The organism is Caldithrix abyssi DSM 13497 (assembly GCF_001886815.1).
Taxonomy (GTDB): Bacteria; Calditrichota; Calditrichia; order Calditrichales; family Calditrichaceae; genus Caldithrix; species Caldithrix abyssi.
On record NZ_CP018099.1, the window covers coordinates 3502530 to 3517256 of the forward strand.

Here is a 14727-nt window from a genome sequence, read left to right on the forward strand (position 1 = left end):
ATTCCAACATATCCTGTTAAAAATACAAAAATATTGGCCAATTGTAAAATCTTAACTTCATATTTTAGCGTACAATTCATATTCCGTGGCGTCAACAATCTCAACTTGCGCAAAATGGCCCACCGCCAGTTCTGCTCCGGACGGATTCAAAATAATCACTTCATTGTCAATTTCCGGGGCGTCCTGGTAGGTGCGCGCCAGATAAAAGTTCATTTCCGCATTGTATTCGTCGATCAGCACGGAATACTTTTGGCCGATCAACCGCTGATTTTTTTCCTGCGAGATTTCTCTTTGCAGCTCCATCAATTGTTCCTGCCGCTCGCGCGCCGTCTGTTCCGGCACTTTATCCGTCAGCTCAAAGGCCGCGGTGCCCTCTTCATCAGAATACAAAAAGGAGCCCAGCCGATCGAATCGGAAGGCCTCGACAAACTGCAGCAACTCCTGAAAGTCCTCTTCCCGCTCGCCGGGATGGCCGACAATCACCGTCGTCCTGAACGTCATATCGGGCACCAGTTTTCTGGCCGTTTGCAGAATATTTTCAATGGACTCCCGCGTTTCGGCGCGCCGCATCTTTTGCAAAACGTTTTGGCTCACATGTTGTATGGGCAGATCGAGATAGTGTAGCAATTTTTTACTCTCGCGCATCCAGTGCAGCACTTCCATGGGAAAATTGGTCGGATACCAGTAAAGAACTCTGATCCATTCAATGCCCTCCACTTCTTCCAGTCGTTGGAGCAATTCTACAATACTCTGCTTTCCGTAAAGATCCTTACCGTAATAGGAAGTATCCTGCGAAACGATGATCAGCTCTTTGGCGCCGTTGGCGGCCAGCACGCGGGCTTCTTCCACCAGCTGCTCCATGGGTTTGCTGCGGTGTTTTCCGCGGATGGCGGGAATGGCGCAAAAAGCGCAGGTGTGGTTACAACCTTCCGAAATTTTTAAATAGGCGTAATGGCGGGGCGTGGTTATTAAACGCGAACGGTACAGGGTATCCATGGCGGCGTGTCCCCGACCCAGGGCTTTCAAAATCTCCGTGTACTCTTCCGTACCGAAAATGGCGTCCACCTCGGGGATTTCCTGCTCGATCTCTTTACGGTAACGCTGGGTCAAACAACCAGCCACAAACACCTTTTTGTGCGGATCGTTTTTCTTGAGTTCCAGCGCTTCTAAAATGGCCTGGATGGATTCTTCCTTGGCGTCATTGATGAATCCGCAGGTATTGATGATTAAAACGTCCGCTTCTTCTGGCGTTTGTCCGATCTCAAATTGATTGATTTTTAACAACCCCAGCAAATTTTCGGAATCGACAATATTTTTGGGGCAGCCTAACGTGGTAACATGAATCTTTTTCATTCTTTTGCAAACAACCCTTCTAAAAATTCCTGTGGATTAAACAGTTCAAAATCGGTCATTTTTTCGCCCAGGCCGATGTATTTGACCGGAATGCCCAGCTGGCGTTTAATGGATAGCACCACACCGCCCCTGGCCGTTCCGTCCAGTTTGGTTAAAAAGATGGAATTGACTTTAACCGCTTTCACGAACTCCCGGGCCTGATTGACGGCGTTTTGTCCGTTGCCGGCGTCGATCACCAGAATGACCTCGTGGGGCGCGCCGGGAATTTGTTTATCGATCACGCGGTAGATTTTACTCAACTCGCTCATCAAATTCACCTTGGTGTGCAGACGTCCGGCCGTGTCAATAATCACATAATCTACATTCCGCGCTTTAGCCGCCGTTAGCGCGTCGAACACCACGGCCGCCGGATCGGCGCCCGGTTGATGTTTGATAATCTCACAGCCCAGACGCTGCGCCCAGATATCCAGTTGTTCGATGGCCGCCGCCCGAAAGGTATCGGCCGCAGCCAGCAACACGTTTTTGCCCTGCTGCTTGTAATGGTGCGCCAGCTTGGCGATGGAAGTGGTTTTACCCGTGCCGTTTACGCCCACCACCAATACCACATAAGGCCTGTGCGTTACCGATTCTTCCGGCGGAGCCAGCAACTGCCGACTCAACTCTTCTTTCAAAATCTTTTGCAGGTCTTCGGGAGATTCCGCCTTTTGCCGTTTGGCCTGCTGACGCAAATGCTCGATGATCTCCATGGTCGTATCCACGCCCACATCGCCGGTGATTAATATCTCTTCAATCTCTTCCAATAAATCTTCATCGATTTTTTTATGCGCGCTGAACACATTGTTCAGTTTGGAAAAAACATTTTCTCTGGTTTTCTTTAATCCCTGTTTAATTTTCCCTAACACCGACTGTCAACTCCTTTCCTTAATTAAAAGACCGTTTAACCCATTTAAAGAAAAAAAGATTCCCTGTTAACCTTTCCCCTGAAAGTTAGGATAATCGAATTGAAAACGCGCTTTAAAATACCAGCGCGTAAAATAAAAACCGGCCGCCATTAACGCAAAATAAAATGGAATTTTTAAACACACAGCCAGCGCAAAAAACAAGATGCTGAATTTAGTGGCCCGGATGGTAGCCGAAACCTCGGGCAGCCGCAGCGTCCACACAAAAAAAGGCAACGCTGGCGCCACCATGATTAGCGCCAGCCGATCTTGCAAAACAACGGCGCTGATTAAGCCTGCCAGATAAAAAAGAAAGGCAACGTACACTATGGTTTTAATGCCAAACTGCACAGCCAGCGTTTTTTTACCGGCCGCCCGATCTCCCTCCACATCGGGCAGTGTGGTGTAAAAATAAAGAGCCGTGTTAAACAACAAATAGGGCAGCGCATCCAGCAATAATACGCAGGAAAACTGTTGATGAACGGCCAGCCAGCCCAGACAAAAGGCCAGAAAGCCCATGGCCATGTTGGCCCACAAACTCCACCAGGGTTTATCCTTAAAACGAAAAGGCTTAAAGTTGTACAAATAACCGGTAATCACAATAAATATCAGGATGGTAGCAAAAATACGCCAATCAACAGCCAGCGCAAGAACCAGCGACAGAGCGAGCAGTACAATCACTTCCACCACGGCGTTTTTGCGAGGAATGTGGCCTTTTGAAATCAAAAACAATTTATTATTTTTCAAATCCGATTCCACGTCGGCCAGCTGGTTTAGCAAAAAACTTCCGCCCATGGCCAGCGCAAAAGAGACGAATAAAACAGCCAGCAGGCCAAAATCCAGCTCGCTCCATTCTGACGGGGTTAAGGCCCAGCGATGCTTGAACACGATCAAATATCCGGCCAGCAAGGTGGACCATCCCGGGTAAAAGAGCATGGGACGCAAGACAAAAAAATAGTCCAGATAGTTAAGCCACTTAGTTTGCTTGTTTGCGCTTTTCAATTTTTCAGTTCACTTTCTGTTTCCAACAAACCCAATACAAGGTGACGATTTTCCGCGGAAATTCTTCCACGTTTGTGTTCAGAGTTCTTTTATTGACCTTTTGATGATCAAACATTCCACCTCTAAACCACTAAACTCCTAAACCTCTAAACCTTCTTTTAAACCATTTCCTCAACCAACGGCGTTCGGCCTTTCCAGTACTGGTCCTCACTCCAGGCGGATGTGGTTGGAATAAATCCAGGGTCGATTTTCCACATGCGCTTCCACTCGGTAAACGCCCCTTTCCTTGCCTTTAAATTCCAGATTTCGACCTGTTTTTTGGGCCAGGGTTTTGCCATTATGGATAAACAGCACGCTGGCTTCCTTGGGCAGTTCAACCTTAAAGACGGTGTCCGGTTCAAAAATCAGGCCCTCGCCCATGGTGGCCTGACCATGAACGTTTTCGGCAAAAAAGGAAAACGTACTGGCATCGCCCAGATAGACATGAGAAATAAAACAGCGCGCTTGTTTGATGGCGCGGTAAATCTTTTTTAACGCATGACGGTAATCTTCATTTTTTTTAATGGGCTCAGCGGTTAACACATGCGTGCGGATGGTTCTGAAAGAGACCTTGTAGCGAAACACCCTGATGGAGAACGGCCCCCATAACTGATGTAAATAGCCATGGGCGTCCACCCCGCCGATGCCCACGACCTTTCGTTTCAGATTGAGTCGATCCCAGCGTTTCAATGTTTCCGGCTTTGGCGAGATAATGGAACGGCGCGGTTGCCAGATGCGCCACAACTTGTTAAAATGCGTCAGACCTTCCATCCATTCCGACATCTGGTTCCATATTTCGATGCCATGAAACAGTTCCGAATCCCAAAGGGTCCAGGGATAGGGTTTGTATTTGGCAATGTGCCGGCGTTTTTCATCCGGATGGGCGATAATTCCCAATCCGCCCGCCTGATGTACGCGCTTCAGATATTCTTTGGCCGACAGATGGGGCCCCAGTTCTTCATCGACATCAAAAACCAGATAATGATTTTTATCCTGCGCGTCGTTCACCTCGCTGCCAATACCAACCAGCACGTTGCCATACCACCCTTCAAAGCCTTCGCGTTTGCCGCGCAACGTATTGTGATCGGTAATGAGCAAAAAATCCACATCCAGCTCGTGGGCGATCTGAGCGATTTCCGGGATGGGACGCGTGCCGTCGCTAAAGACCGAATGCACATGAATAATGCCGTTGTAGCGAAAGTACGTTGACTTATTTAAGCTCAAGAATCAGCCTCCCCAGCGCCGTTCCCAGACAATCGGCTGTCAGGTCTTTCCAGGAAAAAAAGTTGTTTGGCTGTCTGGAATCGCGTAACTCTTTGGTCACGCCAAGCGAGATGGAAAAGCCGATGGCCCAGGCGCGGCTACGTCCTTTATTGAAATCAAACTGCTGTTCCAGCGTTTTAGCCGAAGCAATGGTAGCCATCATGCTCCCTAAAAAATGCAACCCTTTGTCCGGCGCAATCCAGTAGTCTTTGATCGCCGGCTTTTGCAGTTTAACAGAATCCGCCGGCACAGGCTGTGCGCCATGTACCTTTAAAGGCCATAAAAAGAGAATTATGAATCCTGCCGTTAAAAAACTAAAACTTAATTTGCGCATGGAACCCCACAAATCTTAAATCCACCACGGGCACAACGGTTAACTTCATGGCCTGGTCAAACTTGTACAAATAAGCGCTGGCGTAAGCGTCGGCAACGGTCAACAAATAGGCCGCCCCCAGATACCAGCTAAACTTAGAACGTTCATCGCGATATTTGGTCTCCCGCGTCGAACGATAGTTGATGTCGGCCTGATGGGCGCGGAAGGCCAGATAAAGATCTGTTAGCGCAAAGGCCAATCCCTTTAAATAGGACTCTGTGTAAACCTGTCCCCAGCCGGGCACCATGGCGGAACGCAGGGCGGCGCCGCGCGGCGATTTTAACGGTTTGTCTGAGAACAAACCACCCTGCCAGCCGGTGGGTCTTTTACGAAAAGAGACGTCGGCCGCGTCGAGTACGTTGACCAGATGAACAAAAAGAGCGGCGTTTAAATTCCAGCGAAACGCATGGTAATGGCGCCGGGCTTTTCCCTTATTGTAATGGTAAAGATGAAAAAAGGCATTGTAGTAAAAATGCAAACTGCCAAAATAAAAAACGGCGCCTTCCCACAGGCGCTCCTGATTGACCTGCCCCCAGCCGGGCAGCAGCGCGGATTTAAGCGTTGTGGTGTACGGATTTAAAGAGCGGCTGGAATCCGCAAATTCGCTTTGCGCAAAGAGACTTTGCGCAGCTGCCAGCCAGCATGCCAGCAAAAGAACGCCCCACATCATTCGCTTCGGCAATATCAATCTCTTCATCAACAAATAATTTCCAACCCACGAGGAATGATTTCAATGTCCAATTTCTGCACGCTTAACGAAAACAGTTCGCCGTCCACATGAACGCCAAACGGCTGGCGCGATTCCACACGTAAATGATCGGTGCGGTGCATCTCCACTCGCGGGTCTTCTTTGTGCGTGCCGCTATAAACTTTTATTAAATTCCTAAGAATGGAAACCGTCGGCATATTTTGAATAAGACACAGGTCAAACAGGCTGTCGTCGATCTCCGCATCGGGCGTTAAATAAAAACCGCCGCCCATGGAAACGCCGTTGCCCACCGAGATCATAAAGTAATCATCAATCTTAACCGAACCGTTAAAACTAAGTTCAAGCGGAACCGGTTTGTATTTCATTAACGTGCGTAAAACCGAGTACAGGTAAATGGCATTGCCGCGCAATCGTTTGACGCCCAGACTGGTGTGCACCACCCAGGCGTCAAAGCCGATACCCACGCCGTTGTGAAAATAACGTTCGTTGGCCTTGCCAATGTCCACTTTTCTCTTTCGGCCTTTTAACAGAACCTCCAGCGCCTGGTCAAAATCGAAAGGGATGTTAACTGCCCGGGCAAAGTCGTTGCCGCTGCCCACCGGAATTAATCCGAGCGCCGTACCGCTTTCCACCACTCCGTTGAGCACTTCGTTCATGGTGCCGTCGCCGCCCACGGCCACCACAACCGAATGAGACCTGGCGCCGCGTTCGGCAAGTTCAATGGCGTGCCCGGGCCTTTCTGTCCACACCATTTCGAAATTAATACTCAGCCGGCTCAAACGTTCTGCCAGGCGCTGTCCTAAAACTTTGCCTCTGCCCCGGCCGGAAACGGGATTTACAATAAAATAATAGTTCACCTGCTATCCTATTTTTTTTCTGCAATACAATCCACTTCGATTAAAACGTCTTTGGGCAGGCGGGCCACTTCCACGGTCGATCGCGCCGGCACGGCCTTGCCAAAATAGGCGGCGTAAATTTCATTGACCTTTGAAAAGTCGTTCATGTCTTTCAAAAAAATGGTCGTCTTGACCACATGATCCAGATCGGAGCCTGCAGCCTCAAGAACGGCTTTTAAATTTTCGAACACCTGCTTTGCCTGCTCAACCACACCGCCTTCAATGAGCGCGTTGGTTTGCGGATCGATGGCAATCTGACCCGATGTAAAGATCAGCCCGCCGGACTCCATGGCCTGCGAATAAGGGCCGATGGGCGCCGGCGCTTTATCGGTTTTAATGGCTTTCATAAATCGTTTCCTCCGTTTTAAACAGAACATAAATAGAAACAAGAAAATACCAAAGGTTAGGTAACGAGTCAATACTTTGTGATTGATGATCTGAATGTCCACCAAAATTTGGAGAATAACAAAATCTTTGCTAAATACGATTATCAACTTACCCCCTAACTCCGGCCATTCCAGCATGATGGGTGGGGTTATCTTGCCTTCTCTTTGAAAAAAGCAAGGAGGTGAAATAAGGGTGTGAATTTTTCAGAAACAAACCTCTCTAATGCTTTAAATATCATATGATTAAAGTCTTCCCCGCCCGATGAATCAGCGGGCTATTCTCAATCGTGTCTGACGGGACGGATTCATTGGCGGTACGTAATGTAAAGTTTTTGTAGGATATGTCAAATTCTTGTTGGAGTAAAAATTAAATCCCGAAGGGATTGTTGAGAATAACGCGGCAGTTCACTGCCGGGAAAAGGGAAACCACACAAAATGTAAAAATGTCCCGTAGGGACATCTGAATTTTCATCCCGCCAGTTTCAACCGTCTCTACGGAACGGGATTGTGGCTTGCGGTGGTTAATTCTTCCCGCCGTTGAAACGACGGGCTATTCTCAATCGTCTCTGACGGGACGGATTCATTGGCGGTACGTAGTGTGAAGTTTTTGTAGATATGTCGAATTCTCGTTTGACATAAATTAAATCCCGTAGGGATAATTGAGAATAACGCGGCAGTTTACTGCCGGGGAAAGGGAAACCACACAAAATGTAAAAATGTCCCGTAGGGACATCTGAATTTTCATCCCGCCAGTTTCAACCGTCTCTACGGGACGGGATTGGGGTTGGTGCGGTTCATCATCCCCGCCGTTGAAACGACGGGCTATTCTCAATCGTCCCTGACGGGACGAAATTAATTTGACGTTTCGAGTGTAAAATTCCTGTAGATGTGTCGAATTCTCGTCTGGCATAAATTAAATCCCGTAGGGATAATTGAGAATAACGCGGCAGTTCACTGCCGGGAAACGGGAAACCACACAAATGTAAAAATGTCCCGGAGGGACATCTGAATTTCCATCCCGCCAGGTTCAGCCGTCCCTACCGGACGGTATTTAGGTTTAGGGATCGTCTTCCCCGCCGATGAATCAGCGGGCTATTCTCAAACGTCCCTACGGGACTGGATTGAGTTTGGTGCGGTTCATCATCCCTGCCGTTGAAACGACGGGCTATTTTCAAATGTCCCTGACGGGACGGAAATTTTTAGAAAAATCCCGTAGGGATTGTTGAGAATAACGCGGCAGTTCACTGCCAGGAAACGGGAAATAACACAAATGTAAAAATGTCCCGGAGGGACAATTGAATTACCATTACGCCAGGTTTCAGCCTTCCCTACGGGACGGATTCATTGGCGGTACGTAATGTGAAATTTTTGTAGATATGGCAAATTCTTGTTGGAGTAAAAATAAAATCCCGTAGGGATTGTTGAGAATAACGCGGCAGTTCACTGCCGGGAAAAGGCAAACCACACAAAATGTAAAAATGTCCCGGAGGGACATCTGAATTTCCATCCCGCCAGGTTCAGCCGTCCCTACCGGACGGTATTTAGGTTTAGGATCGTCTTCCCCGCCGATGAATCAGCGGGCTATTCTCATTCGTCCCTACGGGACTGGATTGGGTTTAGTGCGATTCATCATCCCCGCCGTTGAAACGACGGGCTATTGTCAATCGTCCCTGACGGGACGGGTTTGGTTGGTGTTGGGATGGCACATTGTTCCCGCCATTGAGATGACGGGCTATTGTCAAACCAGTTTTAAAAATTCGGAAATGGTGGATTTTAATTCAAAAAAATTTGACAGGGGTTGATTTTGTTTCTTATATTTTTAATGTTTGAAAATTTGCAAAAGTTGGAAACAAAATGAGTCCTGGCGAAAAAATCAAACAAGAAATGCTGCAGGAATTTGGGCACGCCTACCAGGCCTTCGGTTTGAATAAACTGATGGGCTTTGTGGTGGCTCTGCTTATCTTCTCGTCTGAGCCGCTTTCCCTGGATGAAATCACCGAACAACTGGGCATGAGCAAAGGCCCGATCAGCCAGATTACGCGCCGCCTGCTGGACCACAACCTCATTCGACGCGTCTGGAAGCCCGGCGAACGCAAGAATTATTTTGAGATTCAACCGGAAATTTTCGGCTCCGCCTTTCGCAATAATTTTGAATTAATTAAAAACAACCTGCGCATTGCCCGTCAACTAAAAAAAGAAGTTGAAGCCGCTAACGATCCTTCTCTGCAAACGCTGCATGTCCGACTGAAAGAAATGGAAACCTTCTACGATCTAATGTGCAGGCATTTTCAATCTTTTCTGGAAGAATGGAAAAAAGAACGGGAAAAAATTTATCAGGATCACGCATAAGATGAGTTGAAAATGTTTTTCTCACCAAATGGCGAGGTGTTTTATTTTGTATTTAAGTTTTGGATATTTTCAAATGTTTGAAACTTTGAAAGGATATTGCCATGAATCGCCTGCAAAGCAAAATCGCCATCATTACCGGCGGCGCAAGCGGCATTGGCCTGGCGGCCGTTAAAAAATTTTTAAACGAAGGCGCCACGGTCATTGTATGGGATGTGCAAACTCAAACGGTGGAAGCAATCATTAAAGAACAGCCCGACTACCAGCGGCGGTTGCAGGCCATGGTTGTGGACGTTGCCGATCTGCAGGCGGTGCAACGGGCTGCCGAAGAAGTTTTTAAACGTTTTGGCCGCATCGACATTTTGATAAACAACGCCGGCATTACACGCGATGCCACTCTTTTAAAAATGACGGCAGAGCAATGGCAACAGGTGATTGACGTTAATCTCACGGGCGTGTTCAACTGCAGCAAGGCCGTTGCCCCCTACATGGTTCAACAACAGGCCGGCAAAATCATCAACACCAGTTCGGTGGTTGGGCTGTACGGAAATTTTGGCCAGACCAACTACGTGGCGGCCAAATCCGGGGTTATTGGCATGACCCGGGTCTGGGCACGCGAGCTGGGACGTAAAGGCATTACGGTAAACGCCGTGGCACCGGGCTTTATCGCCACGGAAATGACGCAAAAGGTGCCGCCCAACATTCTGGAAAACATTAAAGAAAAAACGCCCCTCAAGCGTCTGGGACAACCGGAAGATATTGCCAATGCCTACTGTTTCCTTGCTTCGGACGAGGCTGACTTTATCAACGGCGCCGTGCTCAGTGTGGACGGCGGATTAATTCTTTAAACAGATGGGATGATTCATGCGAAATGCTTTCATTGCCTCCAGCGCCATGTACGTTCCGGAACGTGTTTTGCCCAACGCCTATTTTAACGCGCTACTGGGCGAAGACGTGGATACGTGGCTTAAAGAAAACGTGGAAATTTACGAACGACGCTGGTGTGCGGAAAACGAATCCACCGCCGATTTATGTGTGGCCGCCGCGCAAAAAGCCCTGCAGCAGAGAGGCTTATCGGCCGGCGAGCTCGATTTGATTATCGTGGCCACGGACACGCCCGAATACATTTCGCCCTCCACGGCTTCGGTGGTGCAATACCGGCTGGGAGCAGCCAAAGCCGGCACCTTCGACATCAATACGGCCTGCGCCGGTTTTGTTACCGGGCTGGACATGGCGGCCAAATACATTCAGTCGGATCAACGCTACAACCATATTCTGGTCATTGGTGCCTATGCCATGAGCAAGTATCTGGATTTAACCGATAAAAAGACCGTAACCCTATTTGCCGACGGGGCCGGGGCGGTGGTTTTGCAGGCGGAAGAAAATACCGATCGCGGCTATTTAACCAGTCTTTTGCACACCGAAGGGCAATACCACGACTGGATGGGCATTTACGCCGGCGGCACGCATCAGCCTGTCTCCCCGGAGGCCCTGAAGAACAAAGACCATCTGTTGAAGTTTGTGCGAAAATTTCCCAAAGAGCTGAATCCTCGCATCTGGAGTCGGATGATTGAACAAATGGCGCGTGCCTTAAGCATTTCGGTGAACGAGGTGGATTTCTTTCTTTTTACGCAGATCAACATCAACAGCATCCGGCAGACGCTCGACCGTTTGAACATCCCGCACGACCGCACTCACACCATCATGCACTATTACGGCTACACCGGTTCGGCCTGTATTCCCATGGCCTTGAGCGAAGCTCTGGAACAAAAAAAGATCAAAGCGGGAGACACCGTCTTTTTTATTAGCTCTGGCGGCGGACTGGCTTTTGCCAGCGCGGCTTTTAAATTTTAAAAAGGAGAACAGACCATGAGCGGCAGTCAGTACACGTTAGTGGCTGTTTTAATCTACGCCATTGGCATCGGGCTTCTGGCTTTGCTGGCGCGGCGCAAGGGACAGTCGCTGGAAAGTTTTGCCATCGGCGGGCGCAAGGACAATCCCTTTTTTATCGGACTTTCGCTGGCGGCCAATATGACCAGCGCGGCTACCTTTGTGATTAATCCCGGGCTGGTCTATTTGTACGGCTTTTCCGGATTTTTGGGCTATGCCGTGGCCGCACCGGCCGGCATTTTTCTGGGGCTCATTGTGATGAGTAAAAAATTCCGCCAGATGGGAGAAGCCCGGAATGCGCTGACCATTCCGCAATGGATCGGGCAGCGCTTTAACAACGAAGGAATGACGCGCTTTTTTGCCGTACTTTCTTTTCTGCAAATTACTTTTATTGTGCTGATTGCCGTGGGCCTGACCATTGTGCTGTCCAGAGTGCTTCAGGCGCCTTACCCGCTCATTCTCTTTCTTGTGCTGGCTTTTACTCTTTCTTACATCGTCATTGGCGGTGCTTCCATTCATATTCTTACCAACTCCTACCAGGGCATCATCATGAGCGTTGTGGCTGTGCTGCTCATCATTTCCGGCCCGCTTTTTGGGCATCTTTCACTGATCGAAATTTTCCAGACTTTAAAAAACATCGATCCCAATCTGGTGCGGCCGACCAATCCAAACAGCCTGCTTTTTCGCGATCTGTTCGAGGTTTTTATCGCCAATTTTCTGGTGGGCGTGGCCATCATCTGTCAGCCGCACATTTTGTCCAAAGCGCTTTACCTGCGTTCGGACAAAGACGTAAACGCCTATCTTTTAACCGTGGTTGTTGTGGGCTCGCTTTACTTTTTTGTGCTGTTTAGCGGTCTGTACGCGCGCGTCTTTTTGCACGGCCCGCTTTTGCCGCCCGATCAATCCATGGCTGCCTATATTAACCAAATTTTTCCGCCGCCCGTGCTGGCTTTAGTAACGCTGGGCATTTTAGCGGCCGGCTTTTCGACCCTGGAGGGATTGTTCATCGCCCTGTCTACCATTTTCTCCATCGACCTGCTCAAATCGTTTTTGCAGAAAAGGTTTGCCTTCAATGAATCCGTGGTCGAACAAAAGACGTTGCTGGGCACGCGCGTCTTTCTGATCGTTCTGGCGGTTGTTGTTTACTTTTTGTCGGTCTGGCAGATCGAGCATCCGTCGCTTTCGGTTGCCATCTTTGCCCAGAATGGGGTTTACGGTTTATTTGTGGCCACCTTCTGGCCCATTTTTACGGGGCTCTTTCTACCGCGCATTAAAGCCTGGGTGCCCTTCTGGGCCGGGGCGCTTGGGCTGGTGGTGCATTTTGGCATGTACTACGGAAAGATTACCCATTATCACACCAATCCCGGTGTTTGCGCGGCCATCGCTCTGCTGGTCGGCGGGCTGTTTGTGCTTGTGTTCTATCGCGCAGGAGGGAAATCATGATTGGCTGTGACTGGATAGGCCGTTGGGCGTTTTACGCTCCTGACAAAATGGCTTTGAAGGAATATGAGAGCGGGCGGACGCTGACCTATCGGAAACTGAATGCCCTGGCCAATCACGCGGCTCATTTCCTGAAAAAAGATTATGGAATTACCAGGGGCGATCGTCTGGCCGTTCTGGCGGAGAATTGTCTGGAATACTTCATCCTATTTTCAGCCGCTCAGAAAGCCGGTTTTATTTTAGTCCCGCTGAACTACCGTCTGGCTCCGGCTGAGCTGGACTTTATGCTTCAGGACGCCATGCCTTTGCTGACCATTTCGGAAAAAAAATTCACAGAGAAAGTTTCGCGTTCAGTACAAACCATCCTGCTTCTGGAAGAACTGCAGGAAATGCTGTGGTCAAAGGCGGAAATTAAGGCCGAGCCTTTTCCGCAGGCGCCCATAAAAGCCGACGACCCACTGTTTATTCTGTACACCTCCGGAACCACCGGCACGCCCAAAGGCGCCCTTTACACGCACAAGATGCTTTTCTGGAACGCCGTTAACACCGAAATGCGGCTGGACATTACCTCCGCCGACCGTTCTGTAAGCTGTACGCCCCTGTTCCATACCGGCGGCTGGAATGTGATTCCCACGCCATTTTTGCATCGCGGCGCCTACTTTTGCTTGATGAAAACATTCGAACCGGCCGTGGTCAATCAGCTTTTGCAAGAAGAGAAAGCCACCATGTTCATGGGCGTGCCGACCATGCTGCGCCTGATGGCTGACGCCGAAAACTTTGAGCGCACGGATTTCAGCAGCCTACGTTTTTTTGTCATCGGCGGCGAACCCATGCCCCTGCCGCTCATTGACCGCTGGCACAATAAAGGGGTTCCGGTGCGTCAGGGGTACGGCTTAACCGAATGCGGGCCCAGTATCACCAGCTTACATCAGGACGACGCCATTCGCAAACGCGGTTCCATCGGCACGTTAAATTTTTACATCGAAAAGCGTATCATCGACGAAGCAGGCAACGATGTTCCGCCCGGCAATGTGGGCGAGCTGTTGTTAAAAGGCCCGGTTATTACGCCCGGCTACTGGCAAAATCCCGAAGCCACTAAAAAGGCCTTCACCAACGGCTGGTTCCATACCGGCGATCTTGTTAAACAGGATGCAGAAGGTTATCTGTACATCGTGGATCGCAAAAAGAACATGTACATCTCCGGCGGAGAGAATGTGTATCCCGCGGAAGTCGAAAAGGTGCTTTACCAGCATCCGGCGGTCAGCGAAGCGGCCATCATTGGCGTTCCGGACAAAAAATGGGGAGAAGTGGGCATGGCCTTTGTGGTTCTAAAGGAAAAGGCAAACGTAACGGATCAGGAATTGATCGCTTTTTGCCAGGAAAGGCTGGCCCGATTTAAAATCCCAAAATATTTCAAATTTATTAAAGAAATTCCCAAAAGCGATACTGGTAAAATTGATCGTAAAGCTTTAAAACGTTTAACCCAATTTAAGGAGGATTACCCATGAAGCGTTATTTAAACTGGTTATTGGTTGCCGTGCTGAGCAGCGCCTTCATTATGTCGGCCTGTTCCAAAAGCGACAGCGGCACCAATAATGACAAAGAGCAATTGCCCATTGTGGGTAGCTGGCTCTCCGAAGGACAGAATGTTGCGCCATTGTTGCTGGGGTTAGGTATTGTTAAGATTGAAGCGCAGTTTAATGACGACAACACTTACACCGTGGTAAGTTACGACACTTCCAATGCCATGGTTACCTACGAAGGTACGTATACTGCGGAAAAGAGCGACGTGGACAACATTTACAACATCACCATTAATCAATCCAAGCCAACTGCTTTAACCAGTGTGGGCATTTTTATGGTAGATGAAACGAAAGATCCGCGTGAGATGACCTACGAAATCGTCCAGACCCAACCGGACATTGGCGCCACCCCGCCCACGCCAAAAGACGGCTTTGGCAGCACCAATGGCGGCGCTCTTGGCACCTGGAATGTACAAAAATATGTAGAAGTAAAATAGGGCTACAGCTTGCAACGGCCTTCGTCTGATTCGAAGGCCGTTTTTTCTAACCATGTTTCCCTAACGTGTGAG

The 14727-nt window shown here is 49.1% G+C and carries 14 protein-coding genes; 6 read left to right on the forward strand and 8 right to left on the reverse strand.

The genetic code is table 11. The annotated features are described in order from the left end of the window. Window positions 1-57: 57 nt before the first annotated feature. The 8 genes from rimO to Cabys_RS13675 all read right to left on the reverse strand — a co-directional run bounded on the left by rimO (window position 58) and on the right by Cabys_RS13675 (window position 6920). Window positions 58-1353, reverse strand: a complete 1296-nt coding sequence (gene rimO / locus Cabys_RS13640) for a 30S ribosomal protein S12 methylthiotransferase RimO (protein WP_006926681.1) — start codon at window positions 1351-1353, stop codon at window positions 58-60. Next, window positions 1350-2255 carry a signal recognition particle-docking protein FtsY gene (ftsY, locus tag Cabys_RS13645; protein WP_006926682.1) on the reverse strand — a complete coding sequence of 302 codons (906 nt, stop codon included), beginning with the start codon at window positions 2253-2255 and terminating at the stop codon, window positions 1350-1352. The genes rimO and ftsY overlap by 4 nt, the downstream gene beginning before the upstream one ends. Window positions 2256-2321: 66 nt before the next feature. Continuing rightward, on the reverse strand, window positions 2322-3293 hold the full coding sequence (locus tag Cabys_RS13650; RefSeq protein WP_006926683.1) for a UbiA family prenyltransferase: 972 nt from the start codon (window positions 3291-3293) through the stop codon (window positions 2322-2324). A 207-nt stretch (window positions 3294-3500) separates the two neighbouring features. Beyond that, window positions 3501-4556 carry a PHP domain-containing protein gene (locus Cabys_RS13655; protein WP_006926684.1) on the reverse strand — a complete coding sequence of 352 codons (1056 nt, stop codon included), beginning with the start codon at window positions 4554-4556 and terminating at the stop codon, window positions 3501-3503. After that, window positions 4543-4929, reverse strand: coding sequence for a YfiM family protein (locus tag Cabys_RS13660; protein WP_006926685.1), 387 nt, complete (start codon window positions 4927-4929; stop codon window positions 4543-4545). Before Cabys_RS13660 ends, Cabys_RS13655 begins: the two co-directional genes overlap by 14 nt. Continuing rightward, a complete protein-coding gene (locus Cabys_RS13665) occupies window positions 4910-5665 on the reverse strand; it encodes a DUF5683 domain-containing protein (protein WP_006926686.1) in 756 nt (251 codons plus the stop codon). Before Cabys_RS13665 ends, Cabys_RS13660 begins: the two co-directional genes overlap by 20 nt. After that, window positions 5665-6534, reverse strand: a complete 870-nt coding sequence (locus Cabys_RS13670; RefSeq protein WP_006926687.1) for a diacylglycerol/lipid kinase family protein — start codon at window positions 6532-6534, stop codon at window positions 5665-5667. The genes Cabys_RS13665 and Cabys_RS13670 overlap by 1 nt, the downstream gene beginning before the upstream one ends. An 8-nt stretch (window positions 6535-6542) precedes the next feature. Beyond that, entirely contained in the window at window positions 6543-6920 is a 378-nt protein-coding gene (locus Cabys_RS13675) for a RidA family protein (protein WP_006926688.1), read from the reverse strand. 1893 nt (window positions 6921-8813) lie between these two features. Between Cabys_RS13675 and Cabys_RS13680 the strand changes: the two genes are divergently transcribed. The 6 genes from Cabys_RS13680 (at window position 8814) to Cabys_RS13705 (ending at window position 14655) form a co-directional block, all read left to right on the forward strand. Next, the gene (locus Cabys_RS13680; RefSeq protein WP_006926691.1) at window positions 8814-9308 is read left to right on the forward strand and encodes a GbsR/MarR family transcriptional regulator; all 495 of its coding nucleotides are present in this window, start codon (window positions 8814-8816) and stop codon (window positions 9306-9308) included. 101 nt (window positions 9309-9409) lie between these two features. Then, window positions 9410-10153: a 3-oxoacyl-[acyl-carrier-protein] reductase gene (fabG, locus tag Cabys_RS13685; RefSeq protein ID WP_006926692.1), complete on the forward strand. Its 744-nt coding sequence runs from the start codon at window positions 9410-9412 to the stop codon at window positions 10151-10153. 16 nt (window positions 10154-10169) lie between these two features. Next, window positions 10170-11159, forward strand: a complete 990-nt coding sequence (locus Cabys_RS13690) for a 3-oxoacyl-ACP synthase III family protein (RefSeq protein WP_006926693.1) — start codon at window positions 10170-10172, stop codon at window positions 11157-11159. Window positions 11160-11174: 15 nt separating this feature from the next. Beyond that, complete coding sequence (locus tag Cabys_RS13695; protein WP_006926694.1) at window positions 11175-12638, forward strand: sodium/pantothenate symporter; 1464 nt, start codon at window positions 11175-11177, stop codon at window positions 12636-12638. Beyond that, a complete protein-coding gene (menE, locus tag Cabys_RS13700) occupies window positions 12635-14143 on the forward strand; it encodes an o-succinylbenzoate--CoA ligase (protein ID WP_006926695.1) in 1509 nt (502 codons plus the stop codon). Before Cabys_RS13695 ends, menE begins: the two co-directional genes overlap by 4 nt. Next, a complete protein-coding gene (locus tag Cabys_RS13705) occupies window positions 14140-14655 on the forward strand; it encodes a hypothetical protein (protein ID WP_006926696.1) in 516 nt (171 codons plus the stop codon). The genes menE and Cabys_RS13705 overlap by 4 nt, the downstream gene beginning before the upstream one ends. Window positions 14656-14727: the final 72 nt, after the last annotated feature.